The following is a 14,905-nucleotide window of genomic DNA, read 5'->3' on the forward strand; positions in this document are numbered from 1 at the left end:
CGGGACGGGTTGGAAGACGTCGCCGTAAGCGCGATAATCAGCGCTTCGTAACGGCTGGCTCCGGTGACATCACGGCCACTCAAGCACGTTTTTTTATGCCGATCTAAAATCGTTTCAGGCGGCATCAATTTAAATGCGCCGCCGACTAATAGAAGCATCGCAGGACCTTCGCTGCACCCTCGTAGCATCCGGACACTGTCCGGCCGAGCAACGCCATCCTTGCAACCATTCCTTCTATCGCAACGCGTGGAAGTCCTCTTCAGGACCTGCACGGCCCTTGCCCGCTTTATCCGGCGATCTCGTTCGCCGGCCCGGATGTTTCAGGCACGCGCCCGTCCAACAGGCCGATGACCGGAGCATTAAATATTCGTGTCAGGCACCGGCATTTCGCCTGGCACTTCTTTGCCCTTTTTCTGGAGCAATTCCATGTACAAGACCAACTCATATGCCGCACGTTCCGCCACCGAACCGCTCAGCCCCTTCGAGTTCGAGCGCCGCGACCTCACGCCGCACGATGTGCGTATCGACATCCTGTTCTGCGGCGTATGCCATTCGGACCTGCACACCGCTCGCGGCGAATGGGGCGGCACGGTGTATCCGAACGTTCCGGGCCATGAGATCGTCGGCCGTGTGGTCGAAGTCGGATCGGAAGTATCGAAGTTCAAGGTCGGACAGCTCGCGGGCGTCGGCTGCATGGTCGATTCATGCCGCACGTGCCCGAGTTGCCAGGAAGGCCTCGAGCAATATTGCGAAGGCAGCGGCTTCGTAGGCACGTACAACGGACCGGACAAACACACTGGCGGCGTGACCTACGGCGGTTATTCCACGCAGATCGTCGTCGATGAAGCCTTCACCCTGCACATCCCGGAAAACCTCGAACTCGCCGCCGTCGCGCCGCTGTTGTGCGCCGGCATCACGACCTACTCGCCGCTGCGCCACTGGAATATTCAGCCGGGGCAGAAGGTTGGTATCGTCGGATTGGGCGGCCTAGGGCACATGGGCGTGAAGATCGCCGCTGCGCTCGGCGCGCACGTGGTGCTGTTCACCACGTCACAAAGCAAGGTGGAAGACGGCAAGCGCCTCGGCGCGAATGAAGTGGTGATCTCGAAGGATCCGGAGCAGATGGCGAAGCACGTCAACAGCTTCGATTACATCCTGAACACGGTCGCCGCTTCCCATGATCTCGACGCGTTCGTGACGCTGCTCAAGCGCGATGGCGCCATGACGCTCGTCGGCGTGCCGGAACATCCGCATCCGTCGCCGTCCATCGGCAACCTGATTTTCAAGCGCCGGTCGCTGACGGGTTCGCTGATTGGCGGTATCGCCGAAACGCAGGAGATGCTCGATTTCTGCGGCAAGCACGGAATTACGTCGGATATTGAAATGATCCGAATGGACGAAATCGATACCGCGTACGACCGGATGATCAAGAGCGACGTGAAATACCGCTTCGTGATCGACATGAGCTCGATCAAGCAATAAGCTAGACGGCTTTCGTTCTCTTTCGCCGGTTTCGGATTCCGCGTGATTCACGCCGATCTCCGAAGCCCGGCCGGAACGACCGGGCGATGCAGGGCCGGCAACGGCCTTCGCATCGCCCGTTACCGTTTTTGCGGCGGCTTTGTACATCGTCCAAGCGCGCGGCGCAAGTTTCCTGTTATCCGTCATGCCAACCCGAATGAATCGCGCGAATGTGGCGCCCAGCCTTTCCCGTCATGCCGTCGATACCGCCATTCTCGCGGCGCCGCTCGCCATTTCGCAGCTTTCGCAAATGGCAATGGGCGTGACCGACACCATCCTGCTCGGCTCGCTCGGCCCGGATTCGCTCGCGGCGGGCGGTCTCGGCGCGAACCTGTTTTTTGTCGTGGTCGTGCTGCTGCAGGGCGTGCTGACGTCGGTGAGCGTGTCTGTTTCGCACGCGCGCGGCGCGAATAACGATCATCTCGTACCGAATATCTACTGGACCGGTTTTGTCTTGTCGCTGCTGCTCGCCATTCCGGCGTTCATATTGCTGAGCTTCGCCGAGCCGATCCTGCTTGCGTTCCACGAACCCACAATGCTTGCTAAAAACGTCGGCGAATATTGCGCGGTGCTGCGCTGGGGCGCGCCCGGCAGCCTGATCGGGATCGGCATGATGCGCGCATTCCTGCCGGCAATCGGCGCGGCACGGCGGCTTTTGTGGGTATCGATTGGCGGCGTGTTCGTGAACGGCTTCCTGAACTACGGCTTGATTCACGGCGCCTACGGCCTGCCCCGCCTCGGTTTCCTGGGATCGGCGGTCGCAACCACCATCACCGTCTGGGGAACTGCACTCCTATTGGTCGCGTTCCTGCATTTGCGTCCGCGATTCAAGCATTTTGTCGCCGCGTCGCGTCCGCGCCTGCCATTAATGGGCGAGCTGTTTGGCATCGGCTGGCCGGTTGCGATCACCTATGGCGTTGAATCCACGTTGTTTCTCGCCACCGGCATGACCGTCGGAACGCTCGGCGAAGCGCCGCTCGCGGCGCACCAGATTGCGTTGAACGTGGCGTCGGTGGCGTTCATGGTGCCGCTTGCCATCGGCCAGGCGGCCAATGTGCGCGTGGGGTACTGGATCGGCGCGGGCGTGCCGGTGGCCGCGCGCCATGCGGGGTTTGTCGCGCTCGCGCTCGGCGTGGCGTTCATGGCGTTGTCGGGCTGCGTGCTCGTGCTGGCGCCGCACGCGATCGTCGGGCTGTATCTGCATCTCGATGACCCGAAGAACGCCCAGACCGTCGCGCTGGCGGCCTCGCTGCTGGGCGTGGCCGCCGTGTTCCAGATCGTCGACGGCATGCAGACGGTGGCCTCCGGCGTGCTGCGCGGGTTGAAAGACACGCGCGTGCCCATGCTCGCCGCGGCGTTCGGCTATTGGGGCATCGGCTTTCCGACAGGTTATTTGCTGGCATTTCACTTCGGCGGCGGAACAAAAGGCCTGTGGTGGGGGCTGGCGGCCGGGCTGGCAAGCGTTGCAGCGTTGATGACTTTCCGTTTCGACCGGATGAGCCGCAAGCTCGTGGCCGGGAGCCCGTTGCCCGCCGAAAAAAACAGCCAGGCGTCACGTAATACGGCTTGAACATGACGTTGCAGTAACGCCGCCGAATAAGTTAAGCAGGCATTGTTGGTTGGAATCCAGGCATTCCCCGGATACGATCAAGCCGTCTCCTTGAGACTCATCCAGTAACAGGGGTATTAGGCCCGCTTCCTTGAAGCGGGCTTTTTTTCGTCCGTCGATCTGTCGCGTCACCCATCCCACATTTTCACAATTCGTGGCTGTCCGCGTGTGAATACCCTGTTTTCCCATAAAATGGGTCCGCGTGATCCTCCGGCTTTTGAACGAGATCCAGCGCTGAGAACGAAAAGAAAGGCGTGTCTTTAGCGCCGCCAGATCATAAAAATCGCTCGGGAAAGAAGAGAAATGGACGTGTCGCAACGCAGCAGGCAGTTATCGAAAAACGAAGCCTTTCATGCCGGGCCCAGCGGAATTTCGCGCTATTTGAAGCTCACCATTGCTGCTCTCGCTGTAGTCGCGCTCACCGCCTGCGCAACGCGGCCGCCGGCAAGCGCGTTCGATCATCCGGTCACGCACGCGCTCGCAGCCACGGCCGATACGCCGCTGCGCGCTGCTATCGCGCAAAAGGAAGCCGAACATCCCGGCACATCCGGCGTGCGTTTGCTGCCAACCGGCACCGAAGCGCTGCAGGCGCGCATCGCGCTTGCCCGCGCCGCCACGAAAACGCTCGACATGCAGTACTACATTGCGGAAGAGGACAATACGGGCAAGCTGCTGCTCGGCGCGGCGCTGTACGCCCCGGACCACGGCGTGAAGGTCCGGATGCTGGTGGATGACCTGAATTTCAAGGATATCGACAAGATCATGGCGACGCTGAATTCGCACGAGAACATCGATATCCGCGTTTTCAATCCGTTTGGCAGCGCGGCTCGGAGTTTCGGCGAACGCACGCGCAACCTGTTCACGAACGTGGACCAGTTCACGCGCCGCATGCATAACAAGGCGATGATTTCGGACAACCAGATTGCGATCATCGGCGGCCGTAATCTCGGCGATGAATATTTCAGCGCGAGTCCGACCATCCAGTTTCGCGATCTCGACGCGTTCGTGGCGGGACCGGCGACGCAGGAAATATCGGCGAGCTTCGACGACTATTGGAACAGTTCGATTGCGTATCCGCTACGCGCGCTCAACAAGCAGAAATTCGATCCCGCCGATCTCGATAAAACCCGCGCCGACCTTCGCCAGCACTGGAAAGAACAAGCCGATCCGTTGAACGCGAAACCGCTGAACGCCACGCCGCTTGCTCAGCAGATCGCGCAGGACAGCCTCGGTCTCACGTGGGCGCGCACGGAATTCAAAGCCGATTCGCCGGTCAAGATCGAGCATCCCGATCCGGACTACAAAAGCCCGCCTCTGGAACGTCTCATAGAATTGTCGAACGAGGCGAAGAGCAGCGTCTTGATCGTGTCGCCGTATTTCGTGCCTCACGACGAAGGCGTCAAGGCGCTTGCCGCGATCACCGGCAAAGGCGTGAAGGTCGAAGTGCTGACAAACTCGCTTGCTGCCACCGACGCCGTCGCGGTCCAGGCGGGTTACGCGCCCTATCGCGTGCCAATGCTGAAGGCCGGCGTGGAACTGTACGAACTGAAACCCGTGATCGCCGAGGGCGCCGGCCAGCCGCGCGCCGGACTGTTCGGGTCGCAATCGCGCTCGAGTCTGCACGCCAAGGCTTATGTGATCGACCGCAGTATCCTCGTCATCGGCTCGATAAACCTCGATCCGCGTTCGGCGTCGCTCAACACGGAACTCGTGCTGATCGTCTATAACCAGGAAATTGCCCGCGAAGCCGCCGAGTTGTTCGATCGCGGCATTGCGCCGGCAACGTCGTATCGTGTGGAGCTCGCACCTCCCGCAGGACTGGGCGGCCTCCAGAACATCGGCTCGTCGACGTCGCGGCTCATCTGGATCACCGAAGAAAACGGCCAGATGCGCACGTATGACTTCGATCCGCAAGCCGGCTTGTACCGCAACCTGCTGACGGGCTTGTTCACGTTATTGCCTGTCGACGCTCAACTCTGAGCATCACGTTTCAACCGAACCTGAAGGAGCAAGTAGTCATGACGGACAACGCAAGACTCGAGAAAGACACCTTCGGCGAAATCGCCGTGCCGAACGAGAAACTCTGGGGCGCGCAGACGCAACGCTCGTTGCAGAACTTCAAGATCTCGAGCGAAAAACAATCGCCGGAATTGATCGATGCCCTCGCGATCGTCAAACGCGCTTCGGCGGAAGTGAATGCAGAACTAAAAGTGCTCGCCGACGATAAAGCGAAAGCCATCATCGCCGCCGCCGATGAAATCCTCGCCGGCAAGCATCCGGACGAATTCCCGCTTGCCGTGTGGCAAACGGGTTCGGGCACGCAGTCGAACATGAACCTGAACGAGGTGATCGCGAATCGCGCGAGCGAACTGATGGGCGGCGAACGCGGCGAGGCGCGCAAGGTTCATCCGAATGACGATGTGAATCGCGGGCAATCATCGAACGATGTGTTCCCGACCGCCATGCACATCGCGGCGGCTGTCGCGATCGTCAAGCATCTGGTGCCGTCGCTGAAAACCTTGCGCGCAACGCTCGATAAAAAATCGAAGGACTTCGATTCGATCGTGAAAATTGGCCGCACGCATTTGCAGGACGCAACGCCGCTGACGCTCGGACAGGAGTTTTCGGGTTACGTCGCGCAACTGGATCAGGGGATCCGCCACGTTGAATCGACGTTGCCGCATTTGTATCAGCTGGCGCTCGGCGGCACGGCGGTCGGCACGGGTTTGAACGCGCATCCCGAATTCGCGGTGAAGGTCGCGAACGTGATCGGCAAGCTGACCGGCCTGCCCTTCGAAACCGCGCCGAACAAGTTCGAAGTCATGGCCGCCGCCGACGCGCTTGTGTTCGCGCACGGCGCGCTCAAGACCATCGCGGCGGGTTTGATGAAGATCGCCAATGACATCCGCTGGCTCGCGAGCGGCCCGCGCTGCGGCTTGGGCGAATTATCGATTCCGGAAAACGAACCGGGCAGCTCGATCATGCCGGGCAAGGTCAATCCCACGCAATCCGAAGCCGTGACCATGTTGTGCTGCCAGGTTTTCGGCAATGACGTCGCCGTGAATATCGGCGGCGCGAGCGGCAATTTCGAGCTGAACGTGTTCCGCCCGATGATCGCGCACAACGTATTGCAGTCCGTGCGTCTTCTCGCCGATGGCGCGCAAAGTTTCAACGACAACTGCGCGGTTGGTATCGAGCCGAACAAGCCGCGTATCGAGAGTTTGCTGAACGAATCGCTGATGCTGGTGACGGCGCTGAATCCGCATATTGGCTACGACAAGGCCGCGAAGATTGCGAAGCAGGCGCATAAGGAAGGGACGACGCTGAAGGCTTCCGCGCTCAAGCTCGGCTACGTGACCGAAGCCGAGTTCGACGAGTGGGTGAAGCCGGAAGAGATGGTCGGGAAGAAATAAAGCCGGGTTGCAGCGGTTGAGCGTGTATCGACCGCTGCGTTGGCTGGTTGGATTTATCGAGCGGCAGTTTTTCGCGCGGCCATGAAACCCAGTTCGACGGCATGCGCGAGCAGCGTCTTCCCGGAGTCTTCGAGGATATGACCAAGACGCTGGTCCGTGTCTTCTTCGGCCACGTCAACATCGCCGACGCGTAATTTCAGGCCCGTCGCGGCCAATGAGCGCTTCACGCGCGCGACCAGTTCGTCTTGATCCTTGGTCAGTGCTTTTACCGGATCGGCTTTTGCATGCAGCGAAGCGAGTATCAACTGATCCAGCACGCTGACTCCCGCGCCTCCGCCTTGCCGGGGCGACGCCAATGCGCCCCAGACCTCACCGCGTTCAATGCGCGACAGCAAGATTGCATTGAGCCGGTCCGCTGCCGCGCGCGGTTGTTCCGCGCCGTAACGCACCATGGTCTCGCCAACGGCAATCGACAAACGCAGCATTTTCAGAATGGAGTCGAGCGACAGTCCAGCGAGCTCGGGTGCATCGAAGACTTGCGCCAGCGTCGTTTCCGAGCGGTGCAGCAAATCGAATAACACCTTGTGCGAGTTGTCGGTGCGGGTGATCGTGGCGTGCTCCACACTCACCTCCGGCTTGAAGACCGCCGACGCGTTGCCCCACAAATAAACGTGACGCCCTTGTTCGCGCAGACGGATATCGCTGAGTTGCGCCTTGCCGCGCACGAAGATGTCCGAGCGGAATCCACGATTCGCAAAATAATCGCGCAACTCTTCCGCCTCGATAGGATCGTTGACCGTTTCCAGCATCTGCCGCTGGTCGTCTCCGAGCCACGGAACAGGCGTCATATGCGCGAATCGCGCGCTGCCGGCAAAGCTCAGCTTTGCTTCCGCCATTTCGCGCGCAATGTCGGTGATATGAAACGGCGTCCACTTTGCATGCAGGTATTCGTGAACGAGATAGTTTTTGTTGAGATCGTTGAAACCATTGACGCGTCCCGTTGAATCCGGGTTGCGCGTGAAATGCAGTGCTTCCAGATTCTTTACTTTTGTGGCCAGTTCACTGGCTTTCTCCCATGCGTCGCCGCCCTTTCCTGCGCCAAGCATCAACAAGCGTTGCAGCGGCTGAATCTGCGCGCATCCGACCATGGCGTTGTAGCTGATTTGCACCACACCGCCCGGCTTCAGATAGCGCGTGAGGAACTGCATGATCTGCGCGCGCGTTTCGTCCGATACCCACGAGATGATGCCGTGCAACGTGATGAAGTCGAACAAGGGCAGATCGACCTTGCCTTGTGCAAGATCGCCGAAGCCGTTTTCAAGCAAGGTGAGGTTCGGCAGCCGCGCTTCGTCGCGCACGGATGACGCGCTGAGAACATGCAACGGGTTGAAATCGCAGGCGTAAAACTCGCCGTTCGGATGCGTCGCGGCCAGGATCAGCGACGTCAATCCCTGACCGAACCCAAGTTCGCAATACGTGAATTTCTCGATCGATGGCGGCTGTACGCGCTGCATCACAAGACACGCATTCAGGAAACTCGGGCTTTGTTCCTGGTAATAGCCAGTCGTGTAAGCAACGGAGCTGTTGTAGCCGGCCGTCCAGGTCATGGTAGTTCCTCATTCAGATTGTGTTTGCGCCCGGCCTCATTTGCGGCCTTACGCTCGGTGCGCCGAACTATGCCTACAACGCACACATTCATGAATGAGAAACGTCTTATTTACTTGTTTTATCGCGTCTAAATTTCTAGACTTTGCCCGCGGCGACTTCTTCCGGCTTCAATTCCACGATGGCATCGAGCGCGTCCTTCACATCCATCGCGTATTTTGCGAGGCGCTTCTGCTCGTCGGTCACGGGCACAAAGGACGGCACCGGCACCGGTTTGCCCTGTTCATCGACGGCAACGAAGACCATCAGGCAATCAGTCGTTTGCTGCAATACGCCGCTCTTCGGGTCGCCGGCATGCACGGAGATATGCAGATGCATGCTCGTGCGCCCGGTGGCGACAACCCGTGCCCGCAACTCCACGAGATTGCCAACCAGGATTGGCCGGCGAAAGCGGATGTTGCCCACGCTCACGGTCACGCAGTATCGGCCGGACCAGACGGCGGCGCACGCGTAGGCCGTCTCGTCCATCCACTTCATCAGCGCGCCGCCGTGAACCTTGCCGCCGAAGTTGACGGACGTAGGCTCGGCGAGAAACCGGAACGTGGTTTCGGACCGGTCGCTGATGGGGGCATCGGTGGAATTCGAAAGCGGCGCTGTAGTGTTCATGAGGATGTGCGGCACGCCCAGCGGCGCTGCCCGGCAAAGTGAAGTTGCCGGAATTATACGAGTCCCAAAATATGGACGGGTTCAGGGCAAGACGCGCGTTTCCCTACTTGCGCACGGAAATGCCTTCGTCGATAACCCCATACATGGTGATGCCGCTCGACCCGCCCGCCGAAGACGAGCCACCCGAAGTCCCGGCGCAACCCGCACACACGGCACACACTGCGGCAAGCAGCGCGACTACCCAAAGTTTCAGCATGAAAATCCCCTGCAAGACCGCACTTCAATACGAATCCGCATTTTAGCCCCGTGGTCGTGGTGCATTGTTACTTCACGTCTCAGTGAAACATCGCGTGCGCCGTGACGCTAAAGTAGAGTCAATCGAAGGAGGTTTTCATGACTCTCAATCACGACGATGCACGCCCGTTCCCGGGTTTGTCGCGGATCGGCGCACTGCTCGCCGACCCGGGGCGCGCCGCCATGCTGTGGGCGCTGATGGACGGCACCGCCCGTCCCGCCGGCGAGTTGACGATGATCGCAGGCATCTCGCCATCGGCGGCAAGCGGGCATTTTGCGCGGTTGATCGACGCCGGATTGCTGGCGCTCGAGGTCAGCGGCAGGCATCGTTATTACCGCATCGCCACGCCCGACATCGCCATGGCGATCGAAGCGCTCGCCAATCTCGCGCAGGCCAGCGCGCCGCTGCGCGAGCCGGCTGAAGCGCATAGACAGGCGCCGCGACGTGCGTCGGCCGTGCCGCTCGACATGCGGTACGCGCGGACCTGCTACGACCATCTGGCGGGTGAACTGGCGGTGCAGTTGTTCGAACGGATGTTGAAATCGGAATGGCTGGAGGTTGTGCCCCGCGCTGCGTCCGAATCCGCGCGTCCCGGCCCCACTTCACTCGATGCAACCGCGCAAGGAATGGACGCGTTTTCGCAGCTTGGCATCGATCTGAACAAGCAGAAAGCGCGGCGCCGGCGCTTCGCCTGCACGTGCATAGACTGGAGCGAGCGCCGTCCGCATCTGGGCGGCGCGCTAGGCGCGGCTTTCCTCGATACCTGCACCGAACACGGCTGGCTTGAAACAACGTCTCGCCGACGCATCCTGCGCGTCACGCCGGCTGGTGAACATCATTTCGCCGAGTTCCTCAGCGAAGCGTGAGCCTCTCGTCGCCTGTCCATGTGCCGACCAAATATGACAAATACAAAACCGGTTCGCCTGTAAAGTTTTTGGCTCGCTTGTGACGCCAGGAGCACGCGGCAGATTGGTTTATCGAACAGCGACCGGTCGTTTCCAGGGAGTTATCGGCAATACCGGAATTGCGATCCATGAGTGCCCGGGCGTCCATTCAGGCGTGAACAACACACCAGGCTTGGCATTCAATGGAGACAACAATGATCGTATCGCCGCACCGGCTCACGCTTGCCGCAATCGCGGCCTTGAGCGTGCTCACAGCACCGTTCGCGCTTGCGCAACAAGCCGCCTTCGCGCCCGCCAAGGACGCCACAGCGATTACCCGGCAAGACAATCTCGCCGTCTACCAGCAACTCCCTTTCGCCGATAAAACCGACTTCGAGAACGCGCAGCGCGGCTTTATCGGCACGATTGCGAACGGCACGTTTCCCACCGACGACGGCCGCACGAGCTGGGACCTGAACAAGTACGCTTTTCTCAAAGGCGAGGCGCCCGATACGGTCAATCCGAGCCTGTGGCGCATCGCGCAATTGAACATGTTCACGGGCTTGTTCAAGGTGACGGACCGCGTGTATCAGGTGCGCGGGCTCGATCTTTCGAACATGACGATCATCGAAGGCGATACGGGCGTTGTCCTGATCGACGTGCTGACAACGCGCGAAGCCGCTCGCGCCGCGCTCGATCTGTACTTCCAGCATCGGCCGAAGAAACCGGTGGTCGCCGTGATCTACACGCACAGCCACGCGGATCACTACGGCGGCGTGAAAGGCGTGATCGACGAAGCCGATGCAAAGAGCGGCAAAGTGAAGGTGCTCGCGCCCAGTGGCTTCTTGCAGGAAGCCGTGGCGGAGAATATCTACGCGGGCAACGCGATGGGCCGGCGCGCGCTGTATCAATACGGCGCCATGCTGCCGGCGAGCGCGCGCGGACAGGTCGATGCCGGTCTCGGCAAGACCAACGCGCGGGGCAATCTCGGCTTGATCGCGCCGAATGACACGGTCGAAAAAACCGGCGAGACACGCGTTATCGATGGCATCCAGTTCGAGTTCCAGATGGCGCCCGGCACGGAAGCACCTGCCGAGATGCTGATCTACATGCCGCAGTTCAAGCTGCTGGATACCGCCGAAGACACCACGCACACCATGCACAACCTGTACACGCTGCGCGGCGCACAGGTACGCGACACGGTGCAATGGTGGAAGACCATCAACGAAGCGATCTTGCGCTATGGCGACCGCACGGATGTGGTGATCGCTCAGCATCACTGGCCAACGTGGGGCCGTCAGAATGTCGTGAGCTACATGGCCGATCAGCGCGACATGCTCAAATATTTGCACGATCAATCGCTGCGTCTCGCCAACGCCGGCTACACCATGACGGAGATCGCGGAGCAGGTTCAGTTGCCCGATGGTATCGGCAAGAAGTGGTACAACCGCGGTTACTACGGATCGGTGAATCACAACGTGAAGGGGATCTACCAGCGCTATCTCGGCTGGTACGACTCGAATCCGGCGAACCTGCATCCGCTGCCGCCGGAGGACGAGTCGGCGCGCTTCGTCGAGTTCATGGGCGGCGCCGACGCGGTGATCGCGAAAGCCACGCAGTCATTCGACAAAGGCGATTACCGCTGGGTCGCGACCGTGATGAACAAGGTCGTGTTCGCGGATCCATCGAACAAGGCAGCGCGCGATCTTGAAGCCGATGCACTCGAACAACTCGGTTATCAGACCGAAAACCCGACGTGGCGCAACGAGTATTTGATGGGCGCGTTCGAATTGCGAAACGGCGTGCCCAAGGGCAAGGGAATCAATACGGCGACGCCCGATGCCATCGCGGCCATGAGCCCCGACATGCTGCTCGACTTCATGGGAATCCGGCTCAACGGTCCGAAGGCGGACGGCAAGCACACGGTCATCAACTGGAATCTTGGCGATGGCCGCAAGTACGGCATCGAACTTCGCAACTCGGTACTGATTTATACCGAAGGCGTCGCATTCGCGAATCCGGACGCGACACTCGCCATGAGCAAGAGCGACTTCGCCAAATTCCTGATGAGCGGCGGCCAGGCGGGCGGGGACAAGGTCAGCGGAAACAATCAGAAGGTGAGCGAGTTGTTTAGTCTTCTCGATACCTTCGACCCGATGTTCAATATCGTCACGCCTTGATCGCCGGATGTTTTAAACCGCAGCTTGGACTGCGGCTTTAAAACGTCGCTTAAACCGCCGCTTTAAACCGCAATAGGCGCCTTGATGCCCGGGTGATATTCATACCCTTCGATGACAAAATCCTCGTATTGGTAATCGAATATCGACTCGGGTTTTCTCGCCAGCTTGAGCTTTGGCAGCGGATACGGCTCGCGGCTCAATTGCAGATCCACCTGTTCCAGATGGTTCAGGTAGATATGACAATCGCCGCCCGTCCACACCAGTTCGCCAACGTCCAGGTCACATTGCTGCGCGAGCATATGCGTGAGCAGCGCGTAACTCGCGATATTGAACGGCGTGCCCAGAAACACGTCCTGGCTGCGGCAATACAAAAGGCAACTCAGCTTGCCGTCGTTCACGTAGAACTGCGCGAGGCAATGGCACGGCGCAAGCGCCATTCGGCCGGCGCGGGCGTTATCGACGGGAGACATGGATTCGTCGGGGAAATCCGCTACGTTCAGCGCCGTCAGCATCAGGCGACGCGAATTCGGCCGCGTCTTGATCTGATGCACGAGCCCGCTGACCTGATCGACCATGGTGCCATCGTTTTTTGGCCAGAAGCGCCATTGATGGCCATAAACCGGACCGAGATCGCCGTTTTCATCGGCCCATTCGTCCCAGATCGTGACGCCGTGATCGTTCAAATATTTGATGTTCGTGTCGCCGTTCAGGAACCAGAGCAGCTCGTAGACCACGCTTTTCATGTGAATGCGCTTGGTCGTCACGATCGGAAAACCCGCTGCCAGATCGAACCGCAATTGCCGGCCGAACGTACTGATCGTCCCCGTGCCGGTCCGGTCCATCTTTCGAGCACCGCGCTCGAGAATGTCTTTGAGCAGTTCTTGATACTGGATCATGGGAGCGTCGTCGTTCGTAAAAGTGATAGCCCGGGCCAGCAAGCCTGTGAAAATCAACAGGCATCCAGCCGCCGATAAAACCAAACCGCGATTTTACCAAGCGCCGGAAAGTCTGGCTCCGGGATGTCTTTTAGGGACAGAGATGTGCACGCCGCGAAGGTTCCGGTGAACCCCGGGTTTGGACTTCAGACAGTCTCGATCAACTAACTCAATCAACTAATTCGATCAACTGGCGGACAACCGTCACGCGCGGCCGGGCATCAGCCGCGCGTGACGTGTTCCGTGGGTGCATCGACTTCAATGTGACGCATGCCGTGCGCACTCAACAACCGATACAACGTGACACGCGAAATGCCGAGTTCCTGAGCGGCGTCTCCAAGACGTCCGCGATGACGCAGCAACGCGAGTTCAATGGCCTGCCGCTCCGCCGCCTCACGCGCCTGCGCAAGCGAAACCGGCGCAACTTCCACGTACTCACCCAGTTCAAGATCGCGAGCGCTGATCTGCCGCCCTTCCGACATCACGATCGCGCGACGCACCCGGTTGATCAGTTCGCGCACATTGCCAGGCCAGCCGTAGTTATGGATGGCCGCGATGGCATCGGGCGCGAAACCACGCAGACGCCGGCTTGCGTCCTTCTTGAAACGGTCGAGCATGTGTTTCGCGAGCAATTCGATGTCCTTGCCGCGCGCCCGCAGCGGCGGTTCATCGATCTGCAGGACGCACAGTCGGTGATACAGGTCGGCGCGGAATCGTCCTTCGATCATCGCGGTTTGCATATCAACGTGCGTGGCCGAGATGATGCGTACATCGACCGGCGTCGAACCGTGTCCGCCAAGCCGCTCGACCTTGCGCTCCTGCAGAAAACGCAGCAAGCTGGCCTGGCTTTCGAGCGGCAGGTCGCCGATTTCATCGAGGAAAAGCGTGCCGCCATTTGCAGCTTCCACGCGGCCGATCTTGCGCTGGTTCGCGCCGGTAAACGCACCGCGCTCGTACCCGAACAATTCCGATTGCAGAAGGTGCGCGGGAATCGCGCCGCAATTGATCGCGACGAACGGCTGTTCGCGCCGCGCGGAACGTTCGTGAATGGCAACCGCCGTCAGTTCCTTGCCGGTACCGGATTCGCCCGAGATGAAAACGGGCGCGTCGGTCATTGCAACCTTGCGGATGGAGCGAAACAGGCTCAGCATCGCGTCGCACGAACCGACCATTTCGCCTTCGGCACGGCCGTCGCGCGCGTCGTTCGATGCGTTTTCGTGCAAGGCCACCATGCCGTATGCATGGCCGACTGCATCGACTACGCGATCATTCGATGTAGGCAACGTCACGTAGTCGAAGCAATAGTCGCGAATCAACCGGCGCACGGCTGCGTCTTCGAGCTGGCCCGGCACGGTGGCCGCAACCCAGCCGACATTGGTGAGCGTCAGTGACGCTTCGAGCGCGGCCAATTCATGCGTTTCAAAATGGCTCGACAAATCCAGCAAGCCTCCGGTTGCCAGATCGCTGCGCAGCCACCGGCGAGCATCCTTGGCGTTGGAAACCACCTCGATGTGCCAGCCCCTTTCCTCGAACCGGGCGCACAAAGCCGCGCTTGGGTCGCGAGTCACATAGATTAATTGCCGCCGAGCGACTTCCATTGTTCTGATCCTTTCGTCAACGGTCGTTGAAAAGGTCGCGCCGGTCAATGTCCTCGATCACGCTGCAGACGTCAAAGACTCGCAAGCGCCAAGGCGAACGGTCATTCGGAAAGCTGCAAACGATGAAACCCCGGAAGCGACGAATGATGTCGCGCGGTTCATAAACGAACCTGTTTTGTTTCTACTGCTGTTTTTGAGA

11 protein-coding genes are annotated in these 14,905 nt (G+C 59.9%); 6 read left to right on the forward strand and 5 right to left on the reverse strand.

Going from position 1 to position 14,905, the window contains the following annotated elements:
* The first annotated feature begins 426 nt into the window (after positions 1–426).
* The 4 genes from ASG35_RS06680 (at position 427) to fumC (ending at position 6,543) form a co-directional block, all read left to right on the forward strand.
* Positions 427–1,482: an NAD(P)-dependent alcohol dehydrogenase gene (locus tag ASG35_RS06680; RefSeq protein WP_056354463.1), complete on the forward strand. Its 1,056-nt coding sequence runs from the start codon at positions 427–429 to the stop codon at positions 1,480–1,482.
* 196 nt (positions 1,483–1,678) lie between these two features.
* On the forward strand, positions 1,679–3,091 hold the full coding sequence (locus ASG35_RS06685; RefSeq protein WP_235527471.1) for an MATE family efflux transporter: 1,413 nt from the start codon (positions 1,679–1,681) through the stop codon (positions 3,089–3,091).
* A gap of 342 nt (positions 3,092–3,433) precedes the next feature.
* Positions 3,434–5,110: a phospholipase D family protein gene (locus ASG35_RS06690; protein ID WP_082508256.1), complete on the forward strand. Its 1,677-nt coding sequence runs from the start codon at positions 3,434–3,436 to the stop codon at positions 5,108–5,110.
* A 38-nt stretch (positions 5,111–5,148) separates the two neighbouring features.
* Positions 5,149–6,543, forward strand: a complete 1,395-nt coding sequence (gene fumC / locus ASG35_RS06695) for a class II fumarate hydratase (RefSeq protein WP_056354464.1) — start codon at positions 5,149–5,151, stop codon at positions 6,541–6,543.
* Between the two features lie 53 nt (positions 6,544–6,596).
* Here the strand turns inward: fumC and ASG35_RS06700 are convergent, their stop codons facing one another.
* From ASG35_RS06700 to ASG35_RS31890, 3 genes are all read right to left on the reverse strand, one after another.
* Positions 6,597–8,150 carry a class I SAM-dependent methyltransferase gene (locus ASG35_RS06700; protein WP_056354465.1) on the reverse strand — a complete coding sequence of 518 codons (1,554 nt, stop codon included), beginning with the start codon at positions 8,148–8,150 and terminating at the stop codon, positions 6,597–6,599.
* A gap of 136 nt (positions 8,151–8,286) precedes the next feature.
* Positions 8,287–8,814: an acyl-CoA thioesterase gene (locus tag ASG35_RS06705; protein WP_056354468.1), complete on the reverse strand. Its 528-nt coding sequence runs from the start codon at positions 8,812–8,814 to the stop codon at positions 8,287–8,289.
* Positions 8,815–8,917: 103 nt separating this feature from the next.
* Positions 8,918–9,070: a hypothetical protein gene (locus ASG35_RS31890; protein WP_200945694.1), complete on the reverse strand. Its 153-nt coding sequence runs from the start codon at positions 9,068–9,070 to the stop codon at positions 8,918–8,920.
* Between the two features lie 137 nt (positions 9,071–9,207).
* On the opposite strand from ASG35_RS31890, the gene ASG35_RS06710 reads away from it, so the two are divergent.
* Positions 9,208–9,975 carry an ArsR/SmtB family transcription factor gene (locus tag ASG35_RS06710; protein WP_056354471.1) on the forward strand — a complete coding sequence of 256 codons (768 nt, stop codon included), beginning with the start codon at positions 9,208–9,210 and terminating at the stop codon, positions 9,973–9,975.
* Positions 9,976–10,208: 233 nt separating this feature from the next.
* Positions 10,209–12,173, forward strand: a complete 1,965-nt coding sequence (locus tag ASG35_RS06715) for an alkyl/aryl-sulfatase (RefSeq protein WP_056354474.1) — start codon at positions 10,209–10,211, stop codon at positions 12,171–12,173.
* A 62-nt stretch (positions 12,174–12,235) separates the two neighbouring features.
* On the opposite strand, the gene ASG35_RS06720 is transcribed toward ASG35_RS06715, so the two are convergent.
* Both ASG35_RS06720 and ASG35_RS06725 read right to left on the reverse strand, forming a co-directional pair.
* Positions 12,236–13,069 carry a thymidylate synthase gene (locus ASG35_RS06720; RefSeq protein ID WP_056354476.1) on the reverse strand — a complete coding sequence of 278 codons (834 nt, stop codon included), beginning with the start codon at positions 13,067–13,069 and terminating at the stop codon, positions 12,236–12,238.
* 260 nt (positions 13,070–13,329) lie between these two features.
* The gene (locus ASG35_RS06725; RefSeq protein ID WP_056354480.1) at positions 13,330–14,706 is read right to left on the reverse strand and encodes a sigma-54 dependent transcriptional regulator; all 1,377 of its coding nucleotides are present in this window, start codon (positions 14,704–14,706) and stop codon (positions 13,330–13,332) included.
* Positions 14,707–14,905: the final 199 nt, after the last annotated feature.

The organism is Burkholderia sp. Leaf177 (assembly GCF_001424345.1).
GTDB lineage: Bacteria > Pseudomonadota > Gammaproteobacteria > Burkholderiales > Burkholderiaceae > Caballeronia.

Excerpts from the sequence above, each read along its gene's own strand:
- ASG35_RS31890 (WP_200945694.1), bottom strand. The coding sequence starts at position 9,070 with ATGCTGAAACTTTGGGTAGTCGCGCTGCTTGCCGCAGTGTGTGCCGTG.
- ASG35_RS06720 (WP_056354476.1), bottom strand. The coding sequence starts at position 13,069 with ATGATCCAGTATCAAGAACTGCTCAAAGACATTCTCGAGCGCGGTGCT.
- ASG35_RS06725 (WP_056354480.1), bottom strand. The coding sequence starts at position 14,706 with ATGGAAGTCGCTCGGCGGCAATTAATCTATGTGACTCGCGACCCAAGC.
- ASG35_RS06715 (WP_056354474.1), top strand. The coding sequence starts at position 10,209 with ATGATCGTATCGCCGCACCGGCTCACGCTTGCCGCAATCGCGGCCTTG.
- ASG35_RS06690 (WP_082508256.1), top strand. The coding sequence starts at position 3,434 with ATGGACGTGTCGCAACGCAGCAGGCAGTTATCGAAAAACGAAGCCTTT.
- ASG35_RS06680 (WP_056354463.1), top strand. The coding sequence starts at position 427 with ATGTACAAGACCAACTCATATGCCGCACGTTCCGCCACCGAACCGCTC.
- ASG35_RS06700 (WP_056354465.1), bottom strand. The coding sequence starts at position 8,150 with ATGACCTGGACGGCCGGCTACAACAGCTCCGTTGCTTACACGACTGGC.
- fumC (WP_056354464.1), top strand. The coding sequence starts at position 5,149 with ATGACGGACAACGCAAGACTCGAGAAAGACACCTTCGGCGAAATCGCC.
- ASG35_RS06705 (WP_056354468.1), bottom strand. The coding sequence starts at position 8,814 with ATGAACACTACAGCGCCGCTTTCGAATTCCACCGATGCCCCCATCAGC.
- ASG35_RS06685 (WP_235527471.1), top strand. The coding sequence starts at position 1,679 with ATGAATCGCGCGAATGTGGCGCCCAGCCTTTCCCGTCATGCCGTCGAT.
- ASG35_RS06710 (WP_056354471.1), top strand. The coding sequence starts at position 9,208 with ATGACTCTCAATCACGACGATGCACGCCCGTTCCCGGGTTTGTCGCGG.